The sequence below is a fragment of the Bradyrhizobium sp. 139 genome (assembly GCF_023074175.1).
GTDB lineage: Bacteria > Pseudomonadota > Alphaproteobacteria > Rhizobiales > Xanthobacteraceae > Bradyrhizobium.
The window spans coordinates 42,034-65,140 of sequence record NZ_JADPKS010000158.1 but is presented as its reverse complement, the minus strand read 5'-3'; the positions used below and the strand labels follow the sequence as shown (position 1 = coordinate 65,140).

The following is a 23,107-nucleotide window of genomic DNA, read 5'->3' as shown; positions in this document are numbered from 1 at the left end:
GGGCTGTGGTCTGTACCTATCTGTATCGTACGGCCACGTCGGGAGAGACCGGCTTTAGGCAGCCGGCGCCGAAGGAGCAACCGCCCCGGAAACTCTCAGGCAAAAGGACCGCGTGGCTTTGACAGCATCTGGAAAGAGGCGCCGACGGGCTTAGGCCCGGACAGCGTCCGCCGACGGGATAATACTCTCAGGCACAGCGACAGATGGGGCTTCTGGTGGTGTCCGTGGGGAATTGTCCCCGGGAACCGCCGAGGGCCCTGTGATGCTTTCGCGCGACGACCAATATTCCCTGAAAAAGACGCCCCTTCACGGGCTTCATGTCTCCCTCGGCGGCAAGATGGTGCCGTTCGCGGGCTATGACATGCCCGTGCAATATCCGGCCGGAGTCCTGAAGGAGCACCTTCATACCCGCAGCGCCGCCGGCCTGTTCGACGTCTCCCACATGGGCCAGCTCGCGCTCCGCCCGAAATCCGGGAGGATCGGGGACGCCGCCCGCGCGCTGGAGCGGCTGGTGCCGCAGGACATCGTAGCGATTGCACCGGGCCGGCAGCGCTACGCCCAATTCACCGGTGCGGATGGCGGGATCCTCGACGATCTCATGGTCGCCAATTTCGGCGATCATCTGTTCCTGGTCGTCAACGCCGCCTGCAAGGAAGCGGACGAAGCGCATCTGCGCGCACACCTCTCGGATGACTGCATCATCGATTCGCTGACGGAGCGTGCGCTGATCGCGCTGCAGGGCCCGAAGGCGGAAGCCGTGCTGGCGAAATTGTGTGCGGAGGCGCCGGCCATGAAGTTCATGGACGCCGGCCCGCACAAGGTTGCCGGCATCGCGTGCTTCGTCTCGCGCTCGGGCTACACCGGCGAGGACGGGTTCGAGATCTCGGTTTCTGCTGGCGACGCCGAGCGCCTCGCCAAGATACTTTTGGAAGATCCCGACGTGCGGCCGATCGGGCTTGGCGCCCGCGACAGCCTGCGGCTGGAAGCCGGGCTCTGCCTCTACGGCCACGACATCGACACCGCGACCACGCCGGTCGAGGCCTCGCTGGAATGGTCGGTGCAGAAGAGCCGCCGCACCGGCGGCACCCGCGCCGGCGGTTTTCCCGGCGCCGAAAAGATCCTCGCTCATTTCGACCAGGGCGCGTCCCGCCGCCGCGTCGGCCTGCGCACCGAGGGCCGTGCGCCGGTGCGCGAGGGCGCGCTGCTGTTTGCGGATGCGACTTCGGTCGAGCCGGTCGGAAAGGTCACATCGGGCGGCTTCGGCCCGAGCCTGAATGCGCCGGTCGCGATGGGCTACGTGCCCACGAGCCAGAGCGCGCTCGGCATAAAACTCTTCGCCCAAGTGCGCGGCCAGCGCTTGGCCGTCCAGGTCGCCGCCATGCCATTCGTGAAAAACACTTACAAACGCTGAGGACAAGAAAATGACCACGACGCTGTACACCTCCGACCATGAATGGCTCGCCATCGACGGCGATGTCGCCACCGTAGGGATCACCGATTACGCGCAGTCCCAGCTCGGCGATGTCGTGTTCGTCGAACTGCCCAAGGTCGGCCGCACCCTGAAGAAGACCGAAGCCGCCGCCGTCGTGGAATCGGTGAAGGCCGCCTCCGATGTCTACGCGCCTGTTACGGGCGAGGTGACCGAGACCAACGCCGCGCTCGCCGCCGAGCCCGCGCTGGTGAACTCGGATGCGCAAGGCGCAGCCTGGTTCTTCAAGATCAAAATTGCCGACAAGAGCGAGCTCGGCGGCCTCATGGACGAAGCCGCCTACAAGGCGCACACGGCGTGAGGATATGACCCGAGCAGCCGCCCCACACTCACTGTCATCGCCCGCGAAGGCGGGCGATCCAGTACGCCGCGGCCCATCGGCTCAGTCACGAACGCCTGCATTTACTGGATGCCCCGCCTTCGCGGGGCATGACAACGGAATCTAGCGAGGACCCATGATGACCGCGCACCGCAAATCCAACGGCGACACCGCCAGTTTCGTTCGCCGCCATATCGGCCCCTCCGCGCGCGATGTCGCTGCGATGCTGGAGACTGTCGGCGCGAAAAGCGTCGACGCACTGATGGCGGAGACGCTGCCGGCCTCGATCCGGCAGGCCGCCCCGCTCGATCTCGGCAAGCCGCTCAGCGAGACCGAGGCGATCGCGCATATGGGCGAGCTCGCAGCCCAGAACCAGGTCTTCACCTCGCTGATCGGCCAGGGCTATTCCGGCACGATCCTGCCTGCGGTGATCCAGCGCAACATCCTCGAGAACCCGGCCTGGTACACGGCGTACACGCCCTACCAGCCCGAGATCAGCCAGGGCCGGCTGGAGGCGCTGCTCAACTTCCAGACCATGATCTGCGATCTCACCGGGCTCGACATCGCCAACGCTTCGCTGCTCGACGAGGCGACGGCGGCGGCGGAAGCGATGGCGCTCGCGGAGCGGCACTCGAGGGTCGAAGCGAAAGCCTTCTTTGTCGACAAGGACGTGCATCCGCAGACGCTCGCCGTGATGCGCACCCGCGCCGAGCCCTTGGGCTGGACCCTTATCGTCGGCGATCCTCTCACCGATCTCGACAAAGCGGACGTGCTTGGCGCGCTGCTGCAATATCCTGGAACCTCGGGCACCGTGCGCGACCTTAGGCCCGCGATCGCAACGCTGCGCGCCAAGGGCGCGCTCGCGATCATTGCCGCCGATCTCCTGGCACTGACATTGCTCGCTTCGCCCGGCGAGTTAGGGGCCGACATCGCGATCGGCTCGGCGCAACGCTTTGGCGTGCCGATGGGCTATGGCGGACCGCACGCCGCCTATATGGCGGTGCGCGATGCGCTGAAGCGCTCGCTACCGGGCCGCATTGTCGGCCTTTCCGTGGACTCGCGCGGGATGCCCGCCTACCGCCTTGCGCTGCAGACCCGCGAGCAGCACATCCGCCGCGAGAAGGCGACCTCCAACATCTGCACCGCGCAGGTGCTGCTGGCCGTGATCGCCTCGATGTATGCGGTCTATCACGGCCCCGAAGGGCTGGCGCAGATCGCGCGCAACGTGCATCGCCGTGCGGCCGTGCTCGCCGCCGGCCTGCGCAAGCTCGGCTTTGCGCTACAGTCCGACAGCTTCTTCGATACGCTCAGCGTGGACGCCGGCGCCAAGCGCGCCGAGATCATTGCGCGTGCCGCGGCCGAAACGATCAATCTCGGCATCGGCGAGACGGCGTTACGGATCGCGCTCGACGAGACCACGACGCCCGCCACCGTCGAGGCGGTCTGGCGCGCGTTCGGCGGCCAGCTCACTTACGCCGAGATCGACGCCACCACGCGCGAGGCGCTGCCGGAGGCGCTGAAGCGCACCACCGGCTTCCTCACCCACCCCGTGTTTCATGCGCATCGCTCGGAGACCGAGATGCTGCGTTACATGCGCAAGCTCAGCGATCGCGACCTCGCGCTCGACCGCGCGATGATTCCGCTCGGCTCCTGCACGATGAAGCTGAACGCGACCACCGAGATGATGCCGCTGACCTGGCCCGAATTTTCCAGCCTGCACCCGTTCGCCCCGCGCGAGCAGGCCAAGGGCTACCACGCGTTGTTCGCGCGGCTGGAGAAATGGCTGTGCGACATCACCGGCTATGACGCGATCTCGCTGCAGCCGAATTCAGGCGCACAGGGCGAATATGCCGGCTTGCTCGCGATCCGCGGCTATCATGCCGCGCGCGGCGAGACGCACCGCAAGATCTGCCTGATCCCCTCCTCCGCCCACGGCACCAACCCGGCTTCGGCTGCGATGGTCGGCATGGACGTGGTGGTGGTGGCCTGCGAGACAAACGGCGACGTCGACGTCAATGATCTCCGCGCCAAGGCAGAGAAGCATGCGAGCGATCTCGCCGCGGTCATGATCACCTATCCCTCGACCCACGGCGTGTTCGAGGAGCACATCCGCGAGATCTGCGACATCGTGCACGGCCATGGCGGCCAGGTGTATCTGGACGGCGCCAACCTCAACGCGCAGGTGGGTTTGTCGCGGCCCGGCGATTACGGCGCCGATGTCAGCCATCTCAATCTGCACAAGACCTTCTGCATCCCGCACGGCGGCGGCGGCCCGGGCATGGGCCCGATCGGCGTCAAGGCGCATCTCGCGCCGTTCCTGCCAGGTCATCCGGAAAATTGTCATCCGGCGACGCAAGCCGAAGCGCCGGTGGGTCCGGTGTCGGCCGCGCCGTTCGGCTCGGCCTCGATCCTGACCATCTCCTACATCTACATTCTGATGATGGGCGGCGAAGGCCTGAAGCGCGCCACCGAGATCGCGATCCTCAACGCCAACTATGTCGCCGCAAAACTCGATGCGCATTTCCCGGTGCTCTACAAGAACGAGAAGGGCCGCGTCGCACATGAGTGCATCGTTGACCCCCGCGCACTGAAGACGACCAGCGGCGTCACCGTCGACGACGTCGCAAAGCGCCTGATCGATTACGGCTTCCACGCGCCGACCATGAGCTTCCCGGTGCCGGGCACGCTGATGATCGAGCCGACCGAGTCGGAATCGAAGGCCGAGCTGGATCGCTTCTGCGATGCCATGATCGCGATCCGGAAAGAAATCGCCGAGGTCGAGGCCGGCCGCTTTGAGATCGCGGCCTCGCCGCTGCGGAACGCCCCGCACACCGTGCACGACATCGCGGACGACAACTGGACGCGCGCCTACACCCGCGCCGAGGGCTGCTTCCCCGCCGGCACCTCGCGCACCGACAAATACTGGAGCCCTGTGGGGCGCGTCGACAACGTCTATGGCGATCGCAATCTGGTGTGCTCCTGCCCGCCGGTGAGCGATTACGCGGAGGCCGCGGAGTAAGACGCGACGGAGGTTTCGTAGGGTGGGCAAAGCGACGCGTGCCCACCACCTTTGTCTGAATCGAGATTTGGTGGGCACGGCGCTCGTGCGCCTTTGCCCACCCTACGGACCCTGCACTCTGGATGCATGTCAGGGATTGACCAGCGAGCGCGTCTCGCGGTCCCACCGCCAGAGCCGCTCGTTGGTCAGTTCAGTACCGCCCCACCAGCGGTGGATCGGGTTGTGACGCCACACATCGTCTTCGCGAGCGAGAAGGGAACGCCCGAGTACAGTCAGCGTGACCTTCCACTCGCTCCTGCCGAAGTAGCGGTCCTCGTTGTCGAACGACGGATCGCCCAACAAGACTGGCGGCGCCGAATGTTCCGCCAGTTCGATCAAGGCTTCGCGCGCTTCGTGTTCTTCGAGCGTATTGCGAAGCCATCTCGCTTCTTCGACACGCCTCGGGTCGGTGTGCCCGTCGTTCACAAAATCCAGCAGATCCATTTCGCTCGTCCCAAGTCCCGTCAAGCTGTCCGGAAGCTCTTCAAGCATCGCAATGAGCGCCGTTCGAAGTCTCGGCAGGACCATCAGATCCGTCATCAGCAGATCGAAACAGGGTTCTGGCGTTTCAGCCCGATAGGCTCGCCAGGCGCGGCTCGCAGCGGCCAAATGGGCGTCGGCCACTTTGAAGGCCGGCAGCTTCCATTTTGCGACAGACTCCGGAGCATAGTTCGCAACACGGTCATCCGTGTGCACCAGGCTCAGCTTCGTCGTGATCTCCTTGTAAGGGCGAGCAGGTCGAGCAGCCAGACGAGCACAAGCTGATCATTCGGTTGGGGATCGACCCACACTTCGATCGAGTCGAACTTCGTACACAGTTCGAAGAAACCGATATCGCGCGTGCCGAAACCTTCCAGCCAGTCTCGACAAACCTCGTCGAGCCAGTGATCGCCTGGATTGCAGTGCTTTGTCGACCGCCGCTCCAGCCCCATCAAAAGCTGCGCTGCGGAGGGCAATTGGCCGAACACGAAGCGCATGCAGAAGCCGAGCGCGATATTCGCCAATCTGGCTTGCCGAAGCGTTGCAGCAGCAAGATGGTTCGTGGTCAGAATCAAATGTGACACGGTCGCCTCGCAATTAACAAGCGACACCAAGACACCTCGAGCAGCACACATGCATCAGACAGGGACAACCAATGCCCGGCTGTCACGATCCCACCGCCAGAGCCGGTCGCTGGTTAGGTGGGTGCCGCCCCACCAGCGACTGATCGGGTTCTGGCGGCAGAAATCCTCTGATCCCGTCAACACCGCCTTCCCGAAATCCGTGAGCGACACGCGGGATTGCTTGTATCGTGCGTGCCGGTCGGGATCGTGATGCATATCCAGCGAGAACGGCCCCTCATCGAGTCCTGACACGGCCGGCGACGGACACCGCGCCAGCCCATCGAGCAGAGCGCCGACTTCCCAGTATTCGAAAACGCGCCGTTCGTTGGGCTTCTGATCGCCCGGGAAAACTTCGAACGGCCGCACCTTGCCTGGCGCGACCAGCTCCAGTATTCGCGTTTCCGTGGCTCCAAGGCCGCTGGTGACGCTCGGAAGCTCTTCGAGCAGGCCAACTGCGGATCGCTCAAGCTGCGGAAGCAGACACAAATCCGTTTTGAGGAGGTCGAGCCATGCCTGCGGCGTCGGCGTACGATAGGCCCGCCACGCACGACCGGCCAGGTCGAGGTGGTCTTGCGTCAGTCTGCCAGCTGGCGGGGCGAGCATCGCAAGTCGCTGCGAATCGATGTTGCCCACGGTGATGTCCAGGTGACGCATCACGACTTCGGAGGTCGCTACGCCTTCACTGCGACAATGGTCGAGCAGCCAGAGCAGGATCAGTTGCGCATTTGGCTCGGGCCCTGTCCACAATTCGACAGAGTCACATTCCGCGAACAGCTCGATCAATCCACGATCCTTCACACCCGATTTTTCGAGGCGCCAGGCTGGCGTATCGTCCAGCCAATGAAGGCCATGTGGCTGCTTCCCACGCGGCGCGAAGAACGCATCGAGCTCCGCATTGGACGGCAGCGGCCCCCAAACCAGCCGGCGCTCGATAGCAATCACGAGGTCGGCCAGGCCGGCGCGCTGGATGGCGCCGGCGGTGGACGAGTCTGTCGTGACAATGAGCTGCGTCATATTCGCCCGCCTCAAGGCTTCGTTAGAACAGAGCCATAGCGCCACAGCCGATCGTTGGTCAGATGCGTGCCGCCCCACCAGCGGTCGATCGGGTTGTGGCGACTGAAATCCTCTCGACGGGCCAGGACAGCTTCCCCGAACTCGGTCAATGACAGCCGGCTGCGCAGATATGCGGCGTGCCGATCCCTTAGGTTTTCCCGGTCGATTGTGCGCAGTTCATCGTCCAACCCTGCCACCGCGGGCCTCGGACCATGCGCCAGCCCTTGAAGCAACCATCCTGACTCAAATTCAAGGAATATCCGCGTGCCTCGGAGTGAGCGCAGGTGAAACAGCGCATTTGTGAGCGTGAACCCTCGCGCAATAAGCTCCAGAAACCGCAACTCAGTTGCACCAAGTCCTGTCAAAGGCGACGGAAGCTCGTCCAACAGATCGAGCAGAGCCAGCCTCAACATCGGCAATGCACTAAGGTCCTTGTGGACCAGATCAGCGCAAGCCTCGGGTGTCGGTGCGCCATAGGCTTGCCAGGCCATCTTGGCGGTCGCAAGCTCATTGGCCGTGACGCTCACGACGGGAATATGTGACGTGGAATTTCCGAGCCTTTCGATGCTCATGTCGAAAAAATCGGACGCTAGCAAACGCAATCGAAGCTTTTCCAGCAGCTGGGGGCATGAATCGAAATAGTCGAGCAGCCAAATCAACTGCAATTGATCTTCGGGGTTCGGGTCAAACCAAAGTTCAATCTCGTCATAGCGCTCGCAAAACTCGGCAAAGGGCAGGTTGCTGCGATCCTTGAAGGCGCGAGGCCAGACCGCGCCCCAATGCGACCAGTGATCGCCCGTCCTGAGCGTTCCTGAGCGCGCTCCGAAATAAGCTGCCAAATATTCGGGTGAAGGCAGCGGATCCCACGCGAAACGAAAAAAGAAAAAAATGACAATCTCAGCCAACTCCGATTTGGCAAGATCAGAGCCGGACGAACTGGTCAAGATCAGACGCTTCATCGCACCACCTGATCAACGCAACGCAAAACGAAACGGGCACTGACGACGTCGGCAACTCAACGTCCTCAGCGCCCGCTCCTCGCGAAAACTCTCCGCGTTTAGGCTTACTCGTCCGCCGGCTCGTCGCCGTCGGCGTCGCGCTCCGGGGTGCCGGCGAGAATTTGCTCGGCGATCAGGCCCGAGTTCTGGCGGATCGAGGTCTCGATCTTGGCGGTGATGTCGGGGTTGGCCTTCAAAAACGCTTTCGAGTTCTCGCGGCCCTGGCCGAGGCGCTGGCTGTCATAGGAGAACCAGGCGCCGGATTTCTCGACGATGCCGGCCTTGACGCCGAGGTCGAGGATCTCGCCCATCTTGGAGACGCCCTCGCCGTACATGATGTCGAACTCGACCTGCTTGAAGGGCGGCGCCAGCTTGTTCTTCACGACCTTGACGCGTGTGGTGTTGCCGACCACCTCGTCGCGCTCCTTGATCGCGCCGATGCGGCGGATGTCGAGGCGGACCGAGGCATAGAATTTCAGCGCGTTGCCGCCGGTCGTGGTTTCCGGCGAGCCGTACATCACACCGATCTTCATACGGATCTGGTTGATGAAGATCACCATGGTATTGGACTTGTTGATGGAGGCGGTCAGCTTGCGCAGCGCCTGGCTCATCAGCCGCGCCTGGAGGCCCGGCAACGCATCGCCCATCTCGCCCTCGAGCTCGGCCTTCGGCACCAGGGCCGCGACCGAATCGATCACCAGCACGTCCACCGCGCCCGAGCGCACCAGCGTGTCGCAGATTTCCAGCGCCTGCTCGCCGGTGTCCGGCTGCGAAATCAGGAGTTCGTCGATGTTGACGCCCAGCTTGCGCGCATAGACCGGGTCGAGCGCGTGCTCGGCATCGATGAAGGCGCAGATGCCGCCCTTCTTCTGCCCTTCCGCCACCGTGTGCAGCGCCAGCGTGGTCTTGCCCGAGGATTCCGGCCCGTAGATTTCCACGACACGCCCCTTCGGCAGGCCGCCAATCCCGAGCGCAATATCAAGCCCCAGCGAGCCCGAAGAGACCGACTCGACATCCATCGACCGGTCGTTCTTGCCGAGCTTCATCACCGAGCCCTTGCCGAACTGGCGCTCGATCTGGGAGAGCGCGGCGGCCAGAGCTTTACTCTTGTCCATGGAAGATCCTTCGACGATACGCAGGGCATTGGTGGACATTGGGTCGTGCTCCTTATGGCGGGGATTCGCTAGAGGGACAAACGGCTGGCGCGGCGGGTCGTCGATAAAAGCAATGTACCCCATTTGTTCTAGGTTCGCAATATGTTCTTTGCGGATTTTGGTGATGCACGTGACGCGCATCAAAGACGCCGCCGCCGCGCGCCGTCATCATTCGTAATCCTGCGGCACCGAACCTTTCCGCCGTGTCCGGCTTTCTCCGGGATGGGACCGTGACGATGGGGACCTGGAACATGACGGAAAACACGCACCACGATGCTACCTGGCGCACTCACCTCCTGGAGGCGGCGCAGGAGGAGATGGTGAAGTTCGAGCGGAAGGAAAACGAGTTTCGCAAGAAGGACCGCGCAGAGCGCGCGGCCGAACTCCATATTCCCTTGGGCGAGATCAAGGTCCACTAGGCCTGGCGACGGCTTCGGATCTGACCGAGGCGGCGCCGGCAATGGCAGACAGCGCCCGGGAATGCGCGTCGCAGCGATGTGATGCGCACCTTAAGGTATCTAAACACCTCAGTTAAGCCATTGATCGCGCAACAAAATCACGCAGCACGCTACTGTGCATGGGGTTGTTTTCCAATTTTTTGGAAAGACGCGGCGGCGTCCTAAATGCCACCCAGGGATCGGAGCGCCTTGTTGGCCCGGCGCTCGCCGCCGTCTCCCGGCACGCTCCCCGGCCCGCCCCTACAGCAGCGCCAGCAGCACGATGCCGATCACCAGCACGACGAAGCCAGCCGCCGTCGCGGCGGCGAATGACCGCTCTACGTTGTCCATGATGCCACCCCGCTGCCGGCGCGCCACGTTTCCCCCATGGCGTCGCCGAACGATGCGGAATCTCGCCTGCGGCTGTGGCTCAAGTGGTGCGACCAAGCGGCCAAATTGGGATGAGTGCGGGGCCAGTCTGCGGCTGTTCCGACGCGGATTGCGGCAGACACGCAGCCGGGCCGCAAGCCGATCTGCCGACCCTGTCAGGCTGTCGTAAGCTCAAACGGCTAGGCTTGTCCGGCTATGGTGTTGCAGCCCAGCACCTCAGCCTCCAATAACCTTCCACCCGCTTGGCTCTCCCCAAGCGGGTTTTTTCATGCCTGCCGCCGGCCGCTTCACGGAGCCCTCTCCTCTCGCGTCAGCCGCAGCGAGAAGGCGCGGATCGCGGGCGCCGCGAGCAGCACGATCGGCAGCATCGCGGCCCATGCGATCAGCCACGACACCATCCAGTGCCGCAGGAAGACCAGCGCGCTGCCTGCGGGAAAGCTGGCAATGCCCGCCGCGATCAGCGAGGTCAGACCGGACTGGACGACACCGAAGACGAAATGAGAGTAGCGGCGGGGAATGCCGAGCATGACGCGCCCATGTTGTTTGTCGTGATGGGGCCCAAGCAAGGCACATGCCGCAGCTCGCATGGAGTGGGCTTCGACGCACGCCGCGGGATCGCGCCGCCGGCATCGAATCAGTGCCGCGAGTCGGACAGCGGCGCGCGCCGCATCGCTTCAGTGCAATCGGACCGGCACGATACTCCTTCGAAACGCCAGAACGTGACGACACTGCTCGCGCCGGGATGCGCATAGTAACGTGGCGTTGGCGCCATGGGCATGACGGCTCGTCCCAGAAATCGGGAACCCCGGAATAGTCAATGTCGATCATCCCTCCGAACTGTCCCGTGGTTCTCCGACCATGAACAGAGTTCCTCGGCGCGGGCGGTTTGCACAGCAAGACCGGATGAACGCGTGCAGCTGCGTATTGATCGGGAGCCGAAGGCGATCGGGCGCAAGACATCATAAACGAGACATCATGAACAAGATCGCCTGAACAAGACCGCCTGAACCGGGTCCGCAGCGGCGGCTCCCCGCAAGGGGTCGTCCGTAGCGGCCCGGAATTGATCTGTCCCTGGTTTAGGACTGCACTGCGCGCTCCCATGGTCCAGGCGACGGGACCATCACGCGACCGGTGCCAGCCATGCCGCTCTACTTCTTTCGAATTCGCAACGGCCGTTATTCCGGCTGCGCGGACCAGGCGACGGAATTTGCCGATCGCAACGCGGCCTGGAAGGAGATGACCAGCGTCTGCGCCGACATGGCCGCCGGCATCGCCCGCAAGCTCCACGAAAATTCCGAATGGCACATGGAGCTGCTGGACGAGGCCAAGGAGCCCGTGTTCCGGATCCGTATCGTCGCGGAAACCCTCGAATAGGTCCGGTGCTAGTCCGCACTGGGCAAGCGCCGCATGGTGAATTCGATATCGCCGCCGGGGAGCTCGCGCCAAGTCTCGACCGCGCTCATATAGCCGGCCTTGGGATAGCGGGCGAAGAAAGCCTCCGCCCTCGCCCGCGCCGCCGCGCGCGGCAGGGTGAAAGTCTCACGCAAAAAGCCGTCGCCGCCGCGCTCGCCCGGCTTGCCGCCGATCTTGCGCCGGCGCGCCATTCGCTCGGCAAGATCCCGCGGGCGATCGGCCATGCCGTTCCTCCTCGACGCAATACGTTCCCGAAAGATGTAGCAAGAACGCCCGCCAAAGAGGAGTCCCGGCCGGAGGCGTCAGCCGCCTCCGATCGGGCAGAAGGTCAATTGGCGGTCGTGCCGGACTTCTTCTTGGGCGCGCTGGTCGCGGCCGACGCCTTCGGCGCAGCCGGCTGCTTCGGCGGATCGGAACGCATGCCGCCCCAGGGATCGTTGGAGGCCTTGGAGTCCGGAATCTTCTTCAGCGTTTCCTTGTAGGCCTTGTCACGCTCGGCTTCCGCGGCCTTCTCCTCCGGAGTCTTGCCCGGGCCCTCCTGCAACAGATTGAGATTGGGCATTTGCGCGTAGGCCGGTCCCGCCAGCACGGCCAGCAGCACCGCCGCCATACGGAAAAGCTTCATCATCGACTCCTCGATCATCCATGAAGGGCAGGTCAACCGCGCCTTGTCGTCCTTGTCAACGGCCCACTCAGGGCTGAATAGCGCGTTAGAGCCGGTCCGATCTGCACGATTTCGGCGCGTGCAGCCAGTCGTCCCAGATCGGGCCGCATCTGGTGCACCCGTCCAGCGCGACACCAAGCGTCACCAGCCAAAACACGAGGACATACCGACGCAACATCGTCCACCCGCTCCCAAGCCCGGTATCATATCGGGCCAAGTCAGGCATTTTCAAGCCGGCGGAGCCGACGGAAGACCGGGTGACTTTGCCGCGTCGATGCGCGCAGAATGGGCGAAACATCCGGCAACACGGGAGGGACCGACAGCAATGCCATCGCAGCCAGAAGCCGAGTTCGGCATCGCCGACGCCAGACGCATACTCGGCGAGGTGTTTGCGCCGTGGGTCCAGGATCTCAACCTCTCGGTCGAGCGCATCGAGCACCTGCCGCCGCCTGACGTGCCGGACTGGCAGCCGGCAGCGCTCTTGCGCATGCCATTCTCGGAGCGATTGTGCCGCAACGGCGGCGTGGTGTGCGGCCAGGCGCTGATGGCGCTTGCCGACACCGCGATGGTGATCGCGAACCTCGCCGCCAACCGCGGCTATCGTCCGATGACGACGATCGACCAGACCACGCATTTCATGCGCGCAGTCTCCTCGTCGGATGTGCTCGCCGACGCCCGCGTGGTGCGGCTCGGACGCACCATGAGCTTCGGCCGCGTCACGCTGCTCTCGGCCACCGACAACAAGCCGGTGGCGATGGTGTCGAGTGCGTTCGCAATGTTGCCGGGTGATGCGAAAAGAGGAGAGCCGCGTCAGCGCTAGGCGCACCGCGGCTCTCGAGCGTATCGAAGCGAGTGACCGAGGCGCAATTGCGATCGCGCTCCGGCCGGCACGCTAGTTACTTGCCGAGCACTTCGTCGGCCGCGGTGACGATGCTGACATTCGGATTGCTTCCGCAATAGGTGCCGAACTTCTTGGCGTTGTCGACGAACACATCGGTGTCGATGATCGCGTTATCCTCGTCGCCCTTGTACCACCCGTCCATCCAGGTCAGCACCAGCTTGATCGTGTCGTCGCCGCTCTCGAGGAACTGCTTGCAGCTCATGGTCGAGAGATCGAGCTTGGTGGCGTGGGCGGGAACGGACGCCAGCGAGAGCGCTGCGGCGAACAGAAGCGAAAGCGTGGTCTTCATCGATATCTCCATCGGCGCGTAACGCCATAAAGGAAAGGTTATGGGAAAAGTCGGCGGAGCGGCTCTCCGCTTCAACGTCGTAAACGAAGTCTGAAGTGCTGTGCAAGTAGCGCCAGTATTGAATTTAGTTCAACGTAATTTCTATGCACTATTTCACAATCGTCATTATGGATGAACGTGGATGATCGAGAAGCGCACAACGCACTGTCACCGTGTTTTCAAGGGTGGAACGATCACCTCGGAGAACAGGGGCATCGCATGCACGGTGCGAAACATGTCGGAAGGCGGCGCGGCGATCGACCTCGATCACCCTGTCACATTGCCGCAATCATTCACGCTCTCGATCGCGCGCGACAATTTCGTGCGGAATTGCCGCACCGTCTGGCGCAATGACAGGCGCATCGGCCTCGCTTTCGTACAGCAGTGCATACGATGTGAATGATTGTTCGCATCGTGCACACGATGCCGCGTCATGTTCGCCCGATACGACGGCGGAGGCGCCAGCGCAGGCTTGCGACCATGAGCGCAATGACCGCGAACGCAATTGCTGACGACGACATCCAAAATCGTCCGCCCGGGCGATCGATGGTGCGCGACCACAGCGACGGCCCTTCGCCCGGCCGCGCCAGGCGAAACGCAACGACGCTGTCGCCGATCGAGGTGCCTGCCTCGGAGTGGCCGCCGGCGCCGATCGCGACATACTGCTCGCCCTTCCAAAGATAGGTCATGGGATTGGCGACCCCGGGTACGGGCAGCCGGCCTTGCCACAGCTCCATGCCGCTTCGCGCATCGAAGGCGCGCAAATAGGCGTCCATCGCGCCGGTGAAGACGAGACCGCCTGCGGTGACCGCGAGCCCGTTGACGAGCGGCGCGCCCCAGGGCAGCGGCAGGCCGAGCGGCGCGAGGTCCTCCGTGGTGCCGACCGTCGAACGCCAGAGGATCTTGCCGGCCTTCAGATCGACTGCGACCATCTCGCCCCAAGGCGGCTTGTGACAAAGAAACCCGAGCGGCGATGTCACCATCGAACGCGACATCGCAAACGGCGCGCCCTTCTGCTGGCCGAAATCATGACCGGGCGGCGGATCGAATCCGGCGGCCTCCGCACGCGGGATCAGCTTGATGAGCTGAGCGGCGCGGCCGGTGTTGGCATAGAGGATCTGGTTGACCGGGTCGAAGGCTGCGCTACCCCAGTTGGCGCCACCGCCGCTGAAGGGAAACTCCAGCGTGCCTTGCGTCGAGGGCGGCGTGAACAGCCCCTCGTTACGTGCCTCCGCGAACTGCCTTTCGCAAGCGGAGCGGCGCAGGCCAGGCAAGAGCGAGGGCGCATCCTCCGTCGAGATTTTCTGCGACGTCAGTGGCGGCACATGCGTCGGGAATGGCTGCGTCGGCGACAGCCGTTCACCTTCCGCGCCGCCCTGCGGCACCGTGCGCTCCTCGACCGGCCACACCGGCTTGCCGGTATCGCGGTCGAGCACGAAGACAAAACCCTGCTTGGTCGGCTGGATCACGACTTCGCGCGGCCCCTCCACGGTGTCGAGGCGCGTGAGCGTCGGCTGCGCCGCCAGATCGTAGTCCCAGACGTCGTGATGCACGGTCTGGAACGCCCATGCGACTTCCCCAGTGTCGATGCGCAGCGCGACAACCGAATTGGCATGCTCGTTGTTACCCGGCCGCTTGCCGCCCCAAAAGTCCGGCGATGGTGAGGATGTCGGCAGGAACACCAGCCCGCGCGCGGCGTCGACCGACATCGGCGCCCAGACATTGGCGTGACCGGCTTCGATACCGTCGCGCTTGAGCGGCTCGAACGTCCAGCGCGGCTGACCGCTGCGCGCATCGAACGCGCGCACAACGCCGCTCGGCGCGTCGACGCGGCGGTTGTCGCCGATCGCGGAGCCGACCGCGACGACACCGCGGCCAACCGCCGGCGGAGAGGTGATCTGGAATTCGCCGGGCCAGTCCAGCTTCATGCCGATATCGGGCCTGACCTCACCGCCAGTGCCGAAACCGGCACAGGGAATCCCCGTCTTTGCATCGAGCGCGATCAGGCGGACATCGTTCGTGCCCATGAAGATGCGCGATCGGCAGGCGGCATTCGCAGGCGCCTCATCGTCGATCCAGTAGGTCACGCCGCGGCAGACGTAGCGATTGGCGGGCCGCTGGTTGACCGCGATCTTCGGATCGAAGCGCCACTTCTGCGCGCCCGTGCCGGGATCGAGCGCGATCACCTCGTTGAAGGGCGAGCAGAAGATCAGGCTGTCCTCGACGAACAATGGCGTCGCCTGGAATTTGGTTCGCCGCATCACCTCGGGCGGCCGCGCTGCGAGATCGCCGGTATGGAATTCGAAGGCCCGAACCAGCTTGCCGACATTGTCGGGCGTGATCTGTCGCAATGGCGAGAAGCGTGAGCCGCCGGGATCGCCACCCCAGCTCTCCCAGGCGATGCCTGGCCGCGACGAAAACAAGAGGAGCCCGATGACAGCGGCCGAATGGCACCGGCGGGTCGCCAAGGCCCGCCTCACTTATTTCGGTTTTTTGGCAGGTTCAGCCGGACGGGCTCCGCTCCAGGGGTCGTACTTCTCCTTCGGCTCCGGAATGCGCTCGAGCGCGGCCTTGTAGGCCCTTTCGTCGACTTTGGGCTTGTTGTCCGACTTCTGGCCACTTTCATTCGGCTGGCCTGTGCCGCGGCCCTGCGCCTGCGCGGACGCAACCGTCAGTGCGAGCACTGCGGCCGCTATGACCAAAATCCTCATTGGTGCAATCCCCCTCGTCTGGGGTACAAACTAGCCTGCAATCCCGTAATAGCAAATGCCGCGGGTTCCCAGGCCTCAGCAAATCTTGATCGGCCGGGACTTCGCCGGCTCGCATTCCTTGCCTATCTGTTGGCCCGCAGGGGACCTTCACGGATGTTGCGGATTATTGCTTGTGCGGCGCTGATAGCCGGCGCTCTCGCGCTCGGTTCTTGCGGTTTTGCCGACAGCCGCGCGCCGGTGCCCGAGTTCATGCGCATGAAGGAAGCCGAGCAGCCGCCACCCGAAGCGCCCCCCGATGTCAAGCGCATGGTACGCGAGCAGATCAACGTAGTGTTCCTCAACACGTCCTATCCGCGCGAGGTGCACGTCGCCCCGCCCCATCGAGAAGTGCGGGGACCGGGCTGGACGGCCTGCGTCCGCGCGCAGCTCACCTCCGCGACCGGCTCCGCGCTCGGCACGCAGATCTACGTCGTGACGATCAACGGCGGAAAGGTGGTCGACCGCCGCCGCGCGGAAGCGGACGACATCTGCGGGTCGGAAAGCTACGAGCCGATCTAGGAACAAATCACGCCGGCACCCGCTCCGGTTCCGGGAAAAACATGTAGATCGACCGGAACGATCGCCGCCTCCCATTCTTGTTACCGCCGAGGGCAGTTTCGAGGAGGACATGATGAGGACATTCACGATTGCATTGCTGGCTGGCGTCGGGGCCTTGGCCGCGGCGAGCGGCGCGAAGGCTGCCGACATCTACACGACCAGCGAATATGCGAGCCCTGATCTCGTCCAGGAAGTCCGGCTTGTCTGTGACGATGCCGGCAATTGCTATCGCACCCGTGGCGGCTCCCGCGTAATCGTGCGCGACTCCTACGCGACCATGCCACGCGACCGCTACTATGAGCGTCGCACCTATCGCGACTGGGACGACGGCCCGCGTGGCGGCGTCGGCATTCGCACGCCCGGCGTCAGCGTGGGCGTCGGTGTCGGCGGCGACCGCTGGTAGTCAATGAAGCTGTCATAGGACAGGACCGGGCGAGATCACTCGCCGGTCCTGTCCATGTCAAGTTTCGAGCGGATCGGACGGCATGACGAAGCGCGTTGACGGCGGTAGCTGCGCGATGAAGCGGGCGAGCACCATGCCGGCACACATCGCGGCGACGAAGATGAAGGCGGACGCCGAGCCGAATCCGAGTGCGGTTAGCGCTGGGCCTGGACAAAAGCCTGCGAGCCCCCATCCGATGCCGAAAATGGCAGGACCGGCGATAATTCTCGAGTCGATGTCCTTTCGCGTCGGAACGTAGAATCGTTCGGCGAAGACCGGCCGCGCGCGCTTCAAGACACGGCTGAAGCCGACGAAGGTGACCGCGACTGCACCTGCCATCACGAAAGCGAGGCTCGCATCCCACGTTCCGGCGGGAATTCCGCCGACGTCCAAAAAGTTCAGCACCTTTGCCGGATTCGACATGCCGGAGACGATGAGCCCGATGCCGAAGACGAGGCCGATCGCGAATTGAATGAGGATTGCCATCGTCGTCAGCCCCAGTGCCGCATCAAAAAAACGGTGGCGATGCCCGCCGCCATGAAGGTGACGGTCGCGACCAGCGATCGCAGCGACAGCCGCGACAGGCCACAGACGCCATGGCCGGACGTGCAGCCGCTGCCCCATACTGCACCGAAGCCCGTGAGCAATCCGGCGACAATCAGAAGCGGCGTTCCTGCCGCGATGGTTTGCGCCGGCAGGCTTCCGCTGACAATGCGCACCAGGATGGGCGCGGCGACGAGGCCGGCGACGAACGCTAGCCGGCCGGCGAACTCGCGATCCTCGTAGGGCGGAAACAGCCGCGCCGCGATGCCGCTGACACCGGCGATCCGTCCCGTCGCCCACATCAGCAGCACGGCGGACAGGCCGATCAACGCGCCACCAAGGAGCGACGCAATCGGCGTGAAAGGTGTGGCGATCATTGTGATCCTCCAGGTCGAGAGCTTCCATCAAGCAATCCTGCGGCTTGCGGCCGGATGCTCAACGGAACGTTAATACTACCACTCGAATTGAAGCGGCGTCCCAACGGTATTTTCCAATCTTTGCGCTAAGCATGACCACGTAACGCGGGCGTAGCCCGCCTGAACGAGGACGACGGGACGTGGTCGATATCGCGCACCAGGCAGCGATCAATCCGGCAGCGGCAAGGGGTGCCGCAGCAGCGCGCGCGCTCGTCCCGCTCACGGCGATCGAAGCCGGCCAATGGCGCGCGCTCGCGCAGCGTGCGATCGAGCCGAACGGCTACTACCTGCCGGGCTGGGAGCTCGCCGTGAGCGCAGCCGCACGCGGCCGCACGGATGCCTCGGCGCTTGGCGCATTCGACGGCTCTTCGGCACGGCTGATCGGGCTGATGCCGGTGATCTCGCTCTGGCGGGCCTGGAAGATTCCCCTGCCCGCGCTGGTCAGCGCGCATCCCTATGGCACGCTGTGCAGCCCACTGATCGATCGTGCCGCCCCGATCGAGGCAGCCACGCGTCTGTTACAGCAAGCGCGGGAGGCCGGAGCGCATGCGCTCGTGCTGAACGACGTCGCGCTCGACGGCGCGGCAATGAACTCGTTCAGCCAGGTTCTCGATCGCGACGGCCTGAAGCCGCGTGTCCTCTCCTCCTACATCCGCGCCAGCCTCGATGCGATGCAGGATGGTGAAACGCTGTTGCATGAGGCGCTCGGCGCCAAAAAGCTCAAGGAGCTGCGCCGCCAGCGCCATCGCCTCGAAGAGCATGGGCCCGTCGCGTTCGAGGTCGCGCGCAAGCCAGACGAGATCAGGCCGGCGCTCGAAACATTCCTGCGACTCGAAGCCAGCGGCTGGAAAGGCAAGCGCGGCACTGCGCTGATCCAGCATGCGGGTGATGCGACCTTCATCCGCCGCGCCGTTCCGACCCTCGCCGAGACCGCACAATGCGAGATCGTCACGCTCCGCGCCGGCGCGGCACCGGTCGCCGCCGGCATCGTGCTGCGCCACCAGGATCGCGCCTTCTTCTTCAAACTCGGCGTTGACGAACGCTTCGCAAGATATTCGCCGGGCGTGCAGCTCACGCTCGACCTCACGCGGCATCTCTGCGCCGATCCGTCAATCGCCAGCGCAGATTCAACCGCGAGCGCCGACCACCCCATGATCAACCCGATCTGGCGCGGGCGCTTTGCCATCGGTGACGTGCTGATCCCGTTACGGCGGAACGATCCAACCGTGACCTTGATTCGCGCTGCTTTGGTCGGCCTCAACGTTGCGCATGAGACTGCACGATGCGTGGTGCACCTGATCAGAAGATGACCAACTACAAGTCCGCGTCAGACAGTTCAGCTAGCTTGACGAGATGACGCAGCAGTCCAGCTTTCAGAGGCTTGTTGCCGTGGATGGGGACCGAGAGCCGCACGATGCTGCCGGTTTTACCATAGATGTAGTGGCTGCCGCTGACTCGAAGCAAATTCCAGCCGCGGCGCTCGACAATTCGTGCGAACTCCCGACCAGAGACTGACTTCACGCAGGCAGTTCCAGAATCCGCTCAACGCCACCCGGTTCGGGTGGTGCGACTTCGACGGATAGACAGCCCTCGATCGCATCTCGGAGATTGGCCATCAGCTCATCCATGGTATCGCCTTCGGTGGCACAGCCAGGAATAGCCGGGACCTCAGCCCAAAAGCCTCCCTCTTCAGCCTCGTGTACAACTATCTTTATCTTCATGACGGCCTCGCAACGCGGATAGTCGCTCAAGCTACTGACATATTCAACCTCAAGAGACTACTCCGCCGCTTGCGCGTTGATCTCCGCGGAGACCTCGCGGATCGCGCGTGCGAGCATGTTGGGATCCTGAGCGCCGGAGACGGCGTATTTCTGCGCAAACACGTAGGTCGGCACGCCGGAGATGCCCTTCTCGGCGGCTTCCTGCGCGTCGGCCGAAACGCGCGCGACGTCCTCGTCCGTGGCAAGGCGCTTGCGCATGTCATCGGCATCGAGGCCGACATCGGCGGCCGCCTGCACCAGCACGTTCACGTCTGTGAGGTCGCCGCCGTCGCGGAAGTATAGCTCCATCAGGCGCTGCTTCATCTCAGGCGCCTTGCCGATCATCTCGGCCCAGAGGATCAGACGATGACAGTCAGTCGTGTTGGGCTGACGCGCGACCAGCTCGGGCCGGTAGACCAGCCCCTCCTCGCTTGCCGCGGCGACGACACGACCGGCAATCCCCTTATAGGCCTCGACCGAGCCGAACTTGGTGGTGAGATAATCCTCGCGGCTGATGCCCTCGCGCGGCACCCAGGGATTGAGGAAGAAGGGACGGAAGTTGAGCCTGACCGGAACGTCTGGAACGAGCGCAAGCGCGCTCTCGATCCGGTGCTTGCCGATATAGCACCACGGGCACACCACGTCGGAGACGACATCGATCTGAAGCGGTTTCAACGTGCTCATGAGCGCCTCCTTCGGGCGATGCGGGTTTGACCCAAGATAAGCCGAACCCGCCCCGAGGCAAGGGCGCTAGGTCATAGCTGCCGCCATCTGCCTGAGCCGCTCGGCGGTGCGCTCATCGGCCGGAAAGAACGTCTCGAGCGCCAGCTCGGACAGGGTGATGTCGACCGGTGTGCCGAACACCATGGTGGTGGAGAAGAAACTTAGTATCTCCCCATCATGGCGAAGCTTGAACGGGATTGCGACATTGTCGCTCGACAGCGGCGCCGCGCGCGCCGGAATTGGGTAGCTCTTGAGATCGTTATAGAGCTTGATCAATTCAGGATCGGCCGTGGCCTCGCATTGCCGGTGCAGCCGCTCCAAGAGATGTCCGCACCACTCCGCGAGATTGACCGTGCGCGGTGCCAGCGCCTCGGGATGAAATGCGAGCCGCAGTATATTGAAGGGCTGGCCGAGCAGCCGCTGCGGGATGCCCTCGAGCAGCGGCGCCACCATGCGGTTGGCGGAGACCAGATTCCAGTGCCGGTCATACGCCAGCGCCGGATTGGGCTCGTGCGCCCTGAGGACGAGGTCGATGGCCTGGCGGGCTGATTTCAAGGCGGGATCCTCCAGCGGGCGCTGCGGATAGGCCGGTGCGTAGCCGGCCGCAACCAGCAGCACGTTGCGTTCGCGCAAGGGCACGTCGAGACGTTCGGCGAGCCTGAGCACCATGTCGCGCGAGGGCGCGGCGCGGCCGGTCTCGACGAAGCTCAAATGCCGCGCGGAGATCTCGGCCTCGCCCGCCAGATCGAGCTGGCTCATGCGGCGGCGCTGCCGCCATTCGCGCAAATGGTCGCCGATATGGACCGGCTGGCTGCGTTCGGCATGTGCCGTGGATGCATGTGCGTTCATGGTCGAAAACCTAGCATGCGAATTTCAGTCCTTCCATTACCCGCGAGGTAATCGAATTGGTGCCCGCCACGGCGCATCCTTGGTCGCGACAGGAGATGACCATGATCGCGCTGCTGCTCTACCGGACCATCGCAGACCACTTTTTTCCCTGGGCCGTGACGCTCGCGACCCGCATGCTGGCACGCAGCCTCAACATGCCCGAGCCGCTGGTGCATTCGACCGGCGACTATGTCGTCGCGCAGGTCACAGCCTTCGAGCACGGCGTCGGCAAGAGCCTCTGCCCGTTCCGCCTCGCCCGCCTGCTCCGCGCCTGGTGGCGCGGATTGCATTGAGTTCACCGCAAGCCAACCCCAACCATGGAGACCATGATGATCGATGCATCCACCTTCCTGCGCCGCGCGCTTCTCGCCGACGCCATGTTCAGCGGCGTCGCCGCCCTCGGCTTCACCTTCGGTGCCGGCGCGTTCGCCTCGCTGTTCAACCTGCCCGAAGCGCTGTTGCGTGAGACCGGCCTGTTCCTGATCGCCTACACCGCGCTGGTCGGCTGGCTTGCCTCGCGCGCCTCCGTGGCCAGGCCGCTGGTGCTGCTGGTCGTGGTCGGCAACGCGGCCTGGACCGTCGGCAGCATTGCTCTGCTGTTCTCGGGCGCGGTATCGCCGAACATCAGCGGCGAGCTCATGGTCGTGGCGCAGGCGATCGCGACCGGCGTATTCGCGGAGCTGCAATATGTGGGATTGCGGAAGAGTGGGCGTGTGGCTGGGGCCTGAGGCAGCGACTTACTGGGTGCCCCGCTTTCGCGGGGCATGAGCGCAGTGCTACGCCCGCGCGCGCCCGTTCCTCTTGGCAACGGCATAGCCGTTGAGCTTCTTCTTTTTGGCGCCCTTGTTATTAGGACTCTTGGCGCCCGCCTTCTTGGCCTTGCGCTCCGTGCGCGCCTTTACTTTGGCGCGATCGGCGCGGGCCTCGGCGCGCAGCTTCTTGCGCTTCTTCTCGCACGACTCGCACTTGCAGCCGATCGGCTTCAGATAGGCTTTGAAATAGTCGGTGCCGTAATCGTAGTTGATCTCGTCGCCCGGCTCGATGTTCTTGATGGCGCGGATGAAGACCTTGCGCTCGCGCGGCCGGACGTCGGACTCGGCGTTCGGGCGGCAGGAATGATTGATGTAGCGCGCGAGGTTCTTGCGTACCGAGCCGTCGATGGTCCAGCGGCCATTGAGCTCGAACAGGTACTTGTTCTCGATGTCGTCCTGCTCGGGAATACGCGAGTCCAGGATCGGTCCGTGATAACGGATGATCCGGGTTCCCTTTTTGATCGGCTTGGTGGCGAAGAGGCCGAGCCCGGTTTTCGAGCGGCCGACGCGATAGGATTTGTTCGACGAAGTGGCTGGCATGATCAAGAGAATGGAGGACGCGAACGAGGCCGATAGGCCCAAGCGAAGCCGCTCTTCTAGAACGATTCCGCGCCGCTGTCAGGTCTATCCCGCCTCTGTTTGAACCTTGCCCACAATGAAGACGTCTGATGGTACGGAGTTCCCGCTCTGTCAAAGGCGTCATCATGATCCGCATCACAGGCTTGGCCGTGTTGCTGACATGCACCGGTCTCGGTCGGGCCGACGCCCAATTCGTGGGCAGCACCTATACCTCGACAGCGCCGAAGGATTGCCGCCACATCGGCAAGCCCAGCGAGCTCGACGGCAGCACGACGCGGGTATGCGGTCGAACTCGTGACGAGGCGCTAGGGCCGCGCGGTCCGAAGGCG

At 64.0% G+C, this 23,107-nt stretch carries 30 protein-coding genes, 1 pseudogene and 1 riboswitch; of the genes and pseudogenes, 13 read left to right on the top strand and 18 right to left on the bottom strand.

Features of this window, described 5'->3' with window-relative positions; genetic code table 11:
* Window positions 1–29 precede the first annotated feature (29 nt).
* A riboswitch (glycine riboswitch) is annotated at window positions 30–120 on the top strand.
* Between the two features lie 142 nt (window positions 121–262).
* The 3 genes from gcvT (at window position 263) to gcvP (ending at window position 4,827) form a co-directional block, all read left to right on the top strand.
* Entirely contained in the window at window positions 263–1,411 is a 1,149-nt protein-coding gene (gene gcvT / locus IVA80_RS34010; RefSeq protein WP_247439489.1) for a glycine cleavage system aminomethyltransferase GcvT, read from the top strand.
* 10 nt (window positions 1,412–1,421) lie between these two features.
* Complete coding sequence (gene gcvH, locus IVA80_RS34005) at window positions 1,422–1,790, top strand: glycine cleavage system protein GcvH (RefSeq protein WP_247439488.1); 369 nt, start codon at window positions 1,422–1,424, stop codon at window positions 1,788–1,790.
* A gap of 157 nt (window positions 1,791–1,947) precedes the next feature.
* On the top strand, window positions 1,948–4,827 hold the full coding sequence (gene gcvP / locus IVA80_RS34000) for an aminomethyl-transferring glycine dehydrogenase (protein WP_247439520.1): 2,880 nt from the start codon (window positions 1,948–1,950) through the stop codon (window positions 4,825–4,827).
* A gap of 129 nt (window positions 4,828–4,956) precedes the next feature.
* On the opposite strand, the gene IVA80_RS33995 is transcribed toward gcvP, so the two are convergent.
* From IVA80_RS33995 to recA, 5 genes are all read right to left on the bottom strand, one after another.
* Window positions 4,957–5,562 (bottom strand): hypothetical protein, encoded by a 606-nt coding sequence (locus IVA80_RS33995; protein WP_247439487.1) that lies wholly within the window; start codon window positions 5,560–5,562, stop codon window positions 4,957–4,959.
* A 5-nt stretch (window positions 5,563–5,567) separates the two neighbouring features.
* Complete coding sequence (locus IVA80_RS33990; protein WP_247439486.1) at window positions 5,568–5,921, bottom strand: hypothetical protein; 354 nt, start codon at window positions 5,919–5,921, stop codon at window positions 5,568–5,570.
* A 63-nt stretch (window positions 5,922–5,984) separates the two neighbouring features.
* Window positions 5,985–6,983, bottom strand: coding sequence for a hypothetical protein (locus IVA80_RS33985; protein ID WP_247439485.1), 999 nt, complete (start codon window positions 6,981–6,983; stop codon window positions 5,985–5,987).
* Window positions 6,984–6,994: 11 nt separating this feature from the next.
* Entirely contained in the window at window positions 6,995–7,981 is a 987-nt protein-coding gene (locus IVA80_RS33980) for a hypothetical protein (RefSeq protein ID WP_247439484.1), read from the bottom strand.
* A gap of 104 nt (window positions 7,982–8,085) precedes the next feature.
* Entirely contained in the window at window positions 8,086–9,174 is a 1,089-nt protein-coding gene (gene recA, locus IVA80_RS33975) for a recombinase RecA (RefSeq protein WP_247439483.1), read from the bottom strand.
* A 230-nt stretch (window positions 9,175–9,404) separates the two neighbouring features.
* On the opposite strand from recA, the gene IVA80_RS33970 reads away from it, so the two are divergent.
* Window positions 9,405–9,593, top strand: a complete 189-nt coding sequence (locus tag IVA80_RS33970; RefSeq protein ID WP_247439521.1) for a hypothetical protein — start codon at window positions 9,405–9,407, stop codon at window positions 9,591–9,593.
* 695 nt (window positions 9,594–10,288) lie between these two features.
* Here the strand turns inward: IVA80_RS33970 and IVA80_RS33965 are convergent.
* Entirely contained in the window at window positions 10,289–10,528 is a 240-nt protein-coding gene (locus IVA80_RS33965) for a DUF2798 domain-containing protein (protein WP_247439482.1), read from the bottom strand.
* Between the two features lie 613 nt (window positions 10,529–11,141).
* Here IVA80_RS33965 and IVA80_RS33960 point away from each other — a divergent pair.
* On the top strand, window positions 11,142–11,375 hold the full coding sequence (locus IVA80_RS33960) for a hypothetical protein (RefSeq protein ID WP_247439481.1): 234 nt from the start codon (window positions 11,142–11,144) through the stop codon (window positions 11,373–11,375).
* An 8-nt stretch (window positions 11,376–11,383) separates the two neighbouring features.
* Here IVA80_RS33960 and IVA80_RS33955 read toward each other — a convergent pair whose 3' ends face one another.
* Both IVA80_RS33955 and IVA80_RS33950 read right to left on the bottom strand, forming a co-directional pair.
* Window positions 11,384–11,638 carry a hypothetical protein gene (locus IVA80_RS33955; RefSeq protein ID WP_247439480.1) on the bottom strand — a complete coding sequence of 85 codons (255 nt, stop codon included), beginning with the start codon at window positions 11,636–11,638 and terminating at the stop codon, window positions 11,384–11,386.
* Between the two features lie 104 nt (window positions 11,639–11,742).
* On the bottom strand, window positions 11,743–12,039 hold the full coding sequence (locus IVA80_RS33950) for a hypothetical protein (RefSeq protein WP_247439479.1): 297 nt from the start codon (window positions 12,037–12,039) through the stop codon (window positions 11,743–11,745).
* 364 nt (window positions 12,040–12,403) lie between these two features.
* On the opposite strand from IVA80_RS33950, the gene IVA80_RS33945 reads away from it, so the two are divergent.
* The gene (locus IVA80_RS33945; RefSeq protein WP_247439478.1) at window positions 12,404–12,898 is read left to right on the top strand and encodes a PaaI family thioesterase; all 495 of its coding nucleotides are present in this window, start codon (window positions 12,404–12,406) and stop codon (window positions 12,896–12,898) included.
* A gap of 76 nt (window positions 12,899–12,974) precedes the next feature.
* Here IVA80_RS33945 and IVA80_RS33940 read toward each other — a convergent pair whose 3' ends face one another.
* Entirely contained in the window at window positions 12,975–13,268 is a 294-nt protein-coding gene (locus tag IVA80_RS33940) for an HdeA/HdeB family chaperone (protein WP_247439477.1), read from the bottom strand.
* Window positions 13,269–13,449: 181 nt separating this feature from the next.
* Here IVA80_RS33940 and IVA80_RS33935 point away from each other — a divergent pair, with 181 nt between their 5' ends.
* The gene (locus IVA80_RS33935; protein ID WP_247439476.1) at window positions 13,450–13,710 is read left to right on the top strand and encodes a PilZ domain-containing protein; all 261 of its coding nucleotides are present in this window, start codon (window positions 13,450–13,452) and stop codon (window positions 13,708–13,710) included.
* Between the two features lie 28 nt (window positions 13,711–13,738).
* Here IVA80_RS33935 and IVA80_RS33930 read toward each other — a convergent pair whose 3' ends face one another.
* Together IVA80_RS33930 and IVA80_RS33925 are read right to left on the bottom strand one after the other, a co-directional pair.
* Window positions 13,739–15,787 (bottom strand): pyrroloquinoline quinone-dependent dehydrogenase, encoded by a 2,049-nt coding sequence (locus IVA80_RS33930; RefSeq protein ID WP_247439470.1) that lies wholly within the window; start codon window positions 15,785–15,787, stop codon window positions 13,739–13,741.
* On the bottom strand, window positions 15,788–16,018 hold the full coding sequence (locus tag IVA80_RS33925) for a hypothetical protein (RefSeq protein WP_247439469.1): 231 nt from the start codon (window positions 16,016–16,018) through the stop codon (window positions 15,788–15,790).
* Between the two features lie 153 nt (window positions 16,019–16,171).
* Between IVA80_RS33925 and IVA80_RS33920 the strand changes: the two genes are divergently transcribed.
* Entirely contained in the window at window positions 16,172–16,576 is a 405-nt protein-coding gene (locus IVA80_RS33920; protein WP_247439468.1) for a hypothetical protein, read from the top strand.
* A gap of 109 nt (window positions 16,577–16,685) precedes the next feature.
* Window positions 16,686–17,018 (top strand): hypothetical protein, encoded by a 333-nt coding sequence (locus tag IVA80_RS33915; protein ID WP_247439467.1) that lies wholly within the window; start codon window positions 16,686–16,688, stop codon window positions 17,016–17,018.
* Between the two features lie 57 nt (window positions 17,019–17,075).
* On the opposite strand, the gene IVA80_RS33910 is transcribed toward IVA80_RS33915, so the two are convergent.
* On the bottom strand, window positions 17,076–17,543 hold the full coding sequence (locus IVA80_RS33910; RefSeq protein ID WP_247439466.1) for a DUF6691 family protein: 468 nt from the start codon (window positions 17,541–17,543) through the stop codon (window positions 17,076–17,078).
* 5 nt (window positions 17,544–17,548) lie between these two features.
* Window positions 17,549–17,977, bottom strand: coding sequence for a YeeE/YedE family protein (locus IVA80_RS33905; protein WP_247439464.1), 429 nt, complete (start codon window positions 17,975–17,977; stop codon window positions 17,549–17,551).
* 179 nt (window positions 17,978–18,156) lie between these two features.
* Between IVA80_RS33905 and IVA80_RS33900 the strand changes: the two genes are divergently transcribed.
* Window positions 18,157–19,326, top strand: a complete 1,170-nt coding sequence (locus tag IVA80_RS33900) for a GNAT family N-acetyltransferase (protein ID WP_247439462.1) — start codon at window positions 18,157–18,159, stop codon at window positions 19,324–19,326.
* 4 nt (window positions 19,327–19,330) lie between these two features.
* Here the strand turns inward: IVA80_RS33900 and IVA80_RS33895 are convergent, their stop codons facing one another.
* The 4 genes from IVA80_RS33895 to IVA80_RS33880 all read right to left on the bottom strand — a co-directional run bounded on the left by IVA80_RS33895 (window position 19,331) and on the right by IVA80_RS33880 (window position 21,348).
* The gene (locus IVA80_RS33895) at window positions 19,331–19,537 is read right to left on the bottom strand and encodes a type II toxin-antitoxin system HicA family toxin (RefSeq protein ID WP_247439460.1); all 207 of its coding nucleotides are present in this window, start codon (window positions 19,535–19,537) and stop codon (window positions 19,331–19,333) included.
* A complete protein-coding gene (locus IVA80_RS33890) occupies window positions 19,534–19,737 on the bottom strand; it encodes a type II toxin-antitoxin system HicB family antitoxin (RefSeq protein ID WP_247439458.1) in 204 nt (67 codons plus the stop codon). The genes IVA80_RS33895 and IVA80_RS33890 overlap by 4 nt, the downstream gene beginning before the upstream one ends.
* A 57-nt stretch (window positions 19,738–19,794) precedes the next feature.
* Complete coding sequence (locus IVA80_RS33885) at window positions 19,795–20,460, bottom strand: DsbA family oxidoreductase (RefSeq protein WP_247439457.1); 666 nt, start codon at window positions 20,458–20,460, stop codon at window positions 19,795–19,797.
* A gap of 66 nt (window positions 20,461–20,526) precedes the next feature.
* Entirely contained in the window at window positions 20,527–21,348 is an 822-nt protein-coding gene (locus IVA80_RS33880) for a helix-turn-helix transcriptional regulator (protein ID WP_247439455.1), read from the bottom strand.
* 101 nt (window positions 21,349–21,449) lie between these two features.
* Between IVA80_RS33880 and IVA80_RS33875 the strand changes: the two genes are divergently transcribed.
* Together IVA80_RS33875 and IVA80_RS33870 are read left to right on the top strand one after the other, a co-directional pair.
* On the top strand, window positions 21,450–21,680 hold the full coding sequence (locus tag IVA80_RS33875; protein WP_247439454.1) for a hypothetical protein: 231 nt from the start codon (window positions 21,450–21,452) through the stop codon (window positions 21,678–21,680).
* A 36-nt stretch (window positions 21,681–21,716) separates the two neighbouring features.
* A complete protein-coding gene (locus tag IVA80_RS33870; protein WP_247439452.1) occupies window positions 21,717–22,115 on the top strand; it encodes a hypothetical protein in 399 nt (132 codons plus the stop codon).
* Between the two features lie 48 nt (window positions 22,116–22,163).
* On the opposite strand, the gene IVA80_RS33865 is transcribed toward IVA80_RS33870, so the two are convergent.
* Window positions 22,164–22,739, bottom strand: a complete 576-nt coding sequence (locus IVA80_RS33865; RefSeq protein ID WP_247439450.1) for an SET domain-containing protein — start codon at window positions 22,737–22,739, stop codon at window positions 22,164–22,166.
* Between the two features lie 115 nt (window positions 22,740–22,854).
* Here IVA80_RS33865 and IVA80_RS38805 point away from each other — a divergent pair.
* Window positions 22,855–23,062: pseudogene (locus IVA80_RS38805) on the top strand (hypothetical protein); the annotation flags it as partial.
* Window positions 23,063–23,107 lie beyond the last annotated feature (45 nt).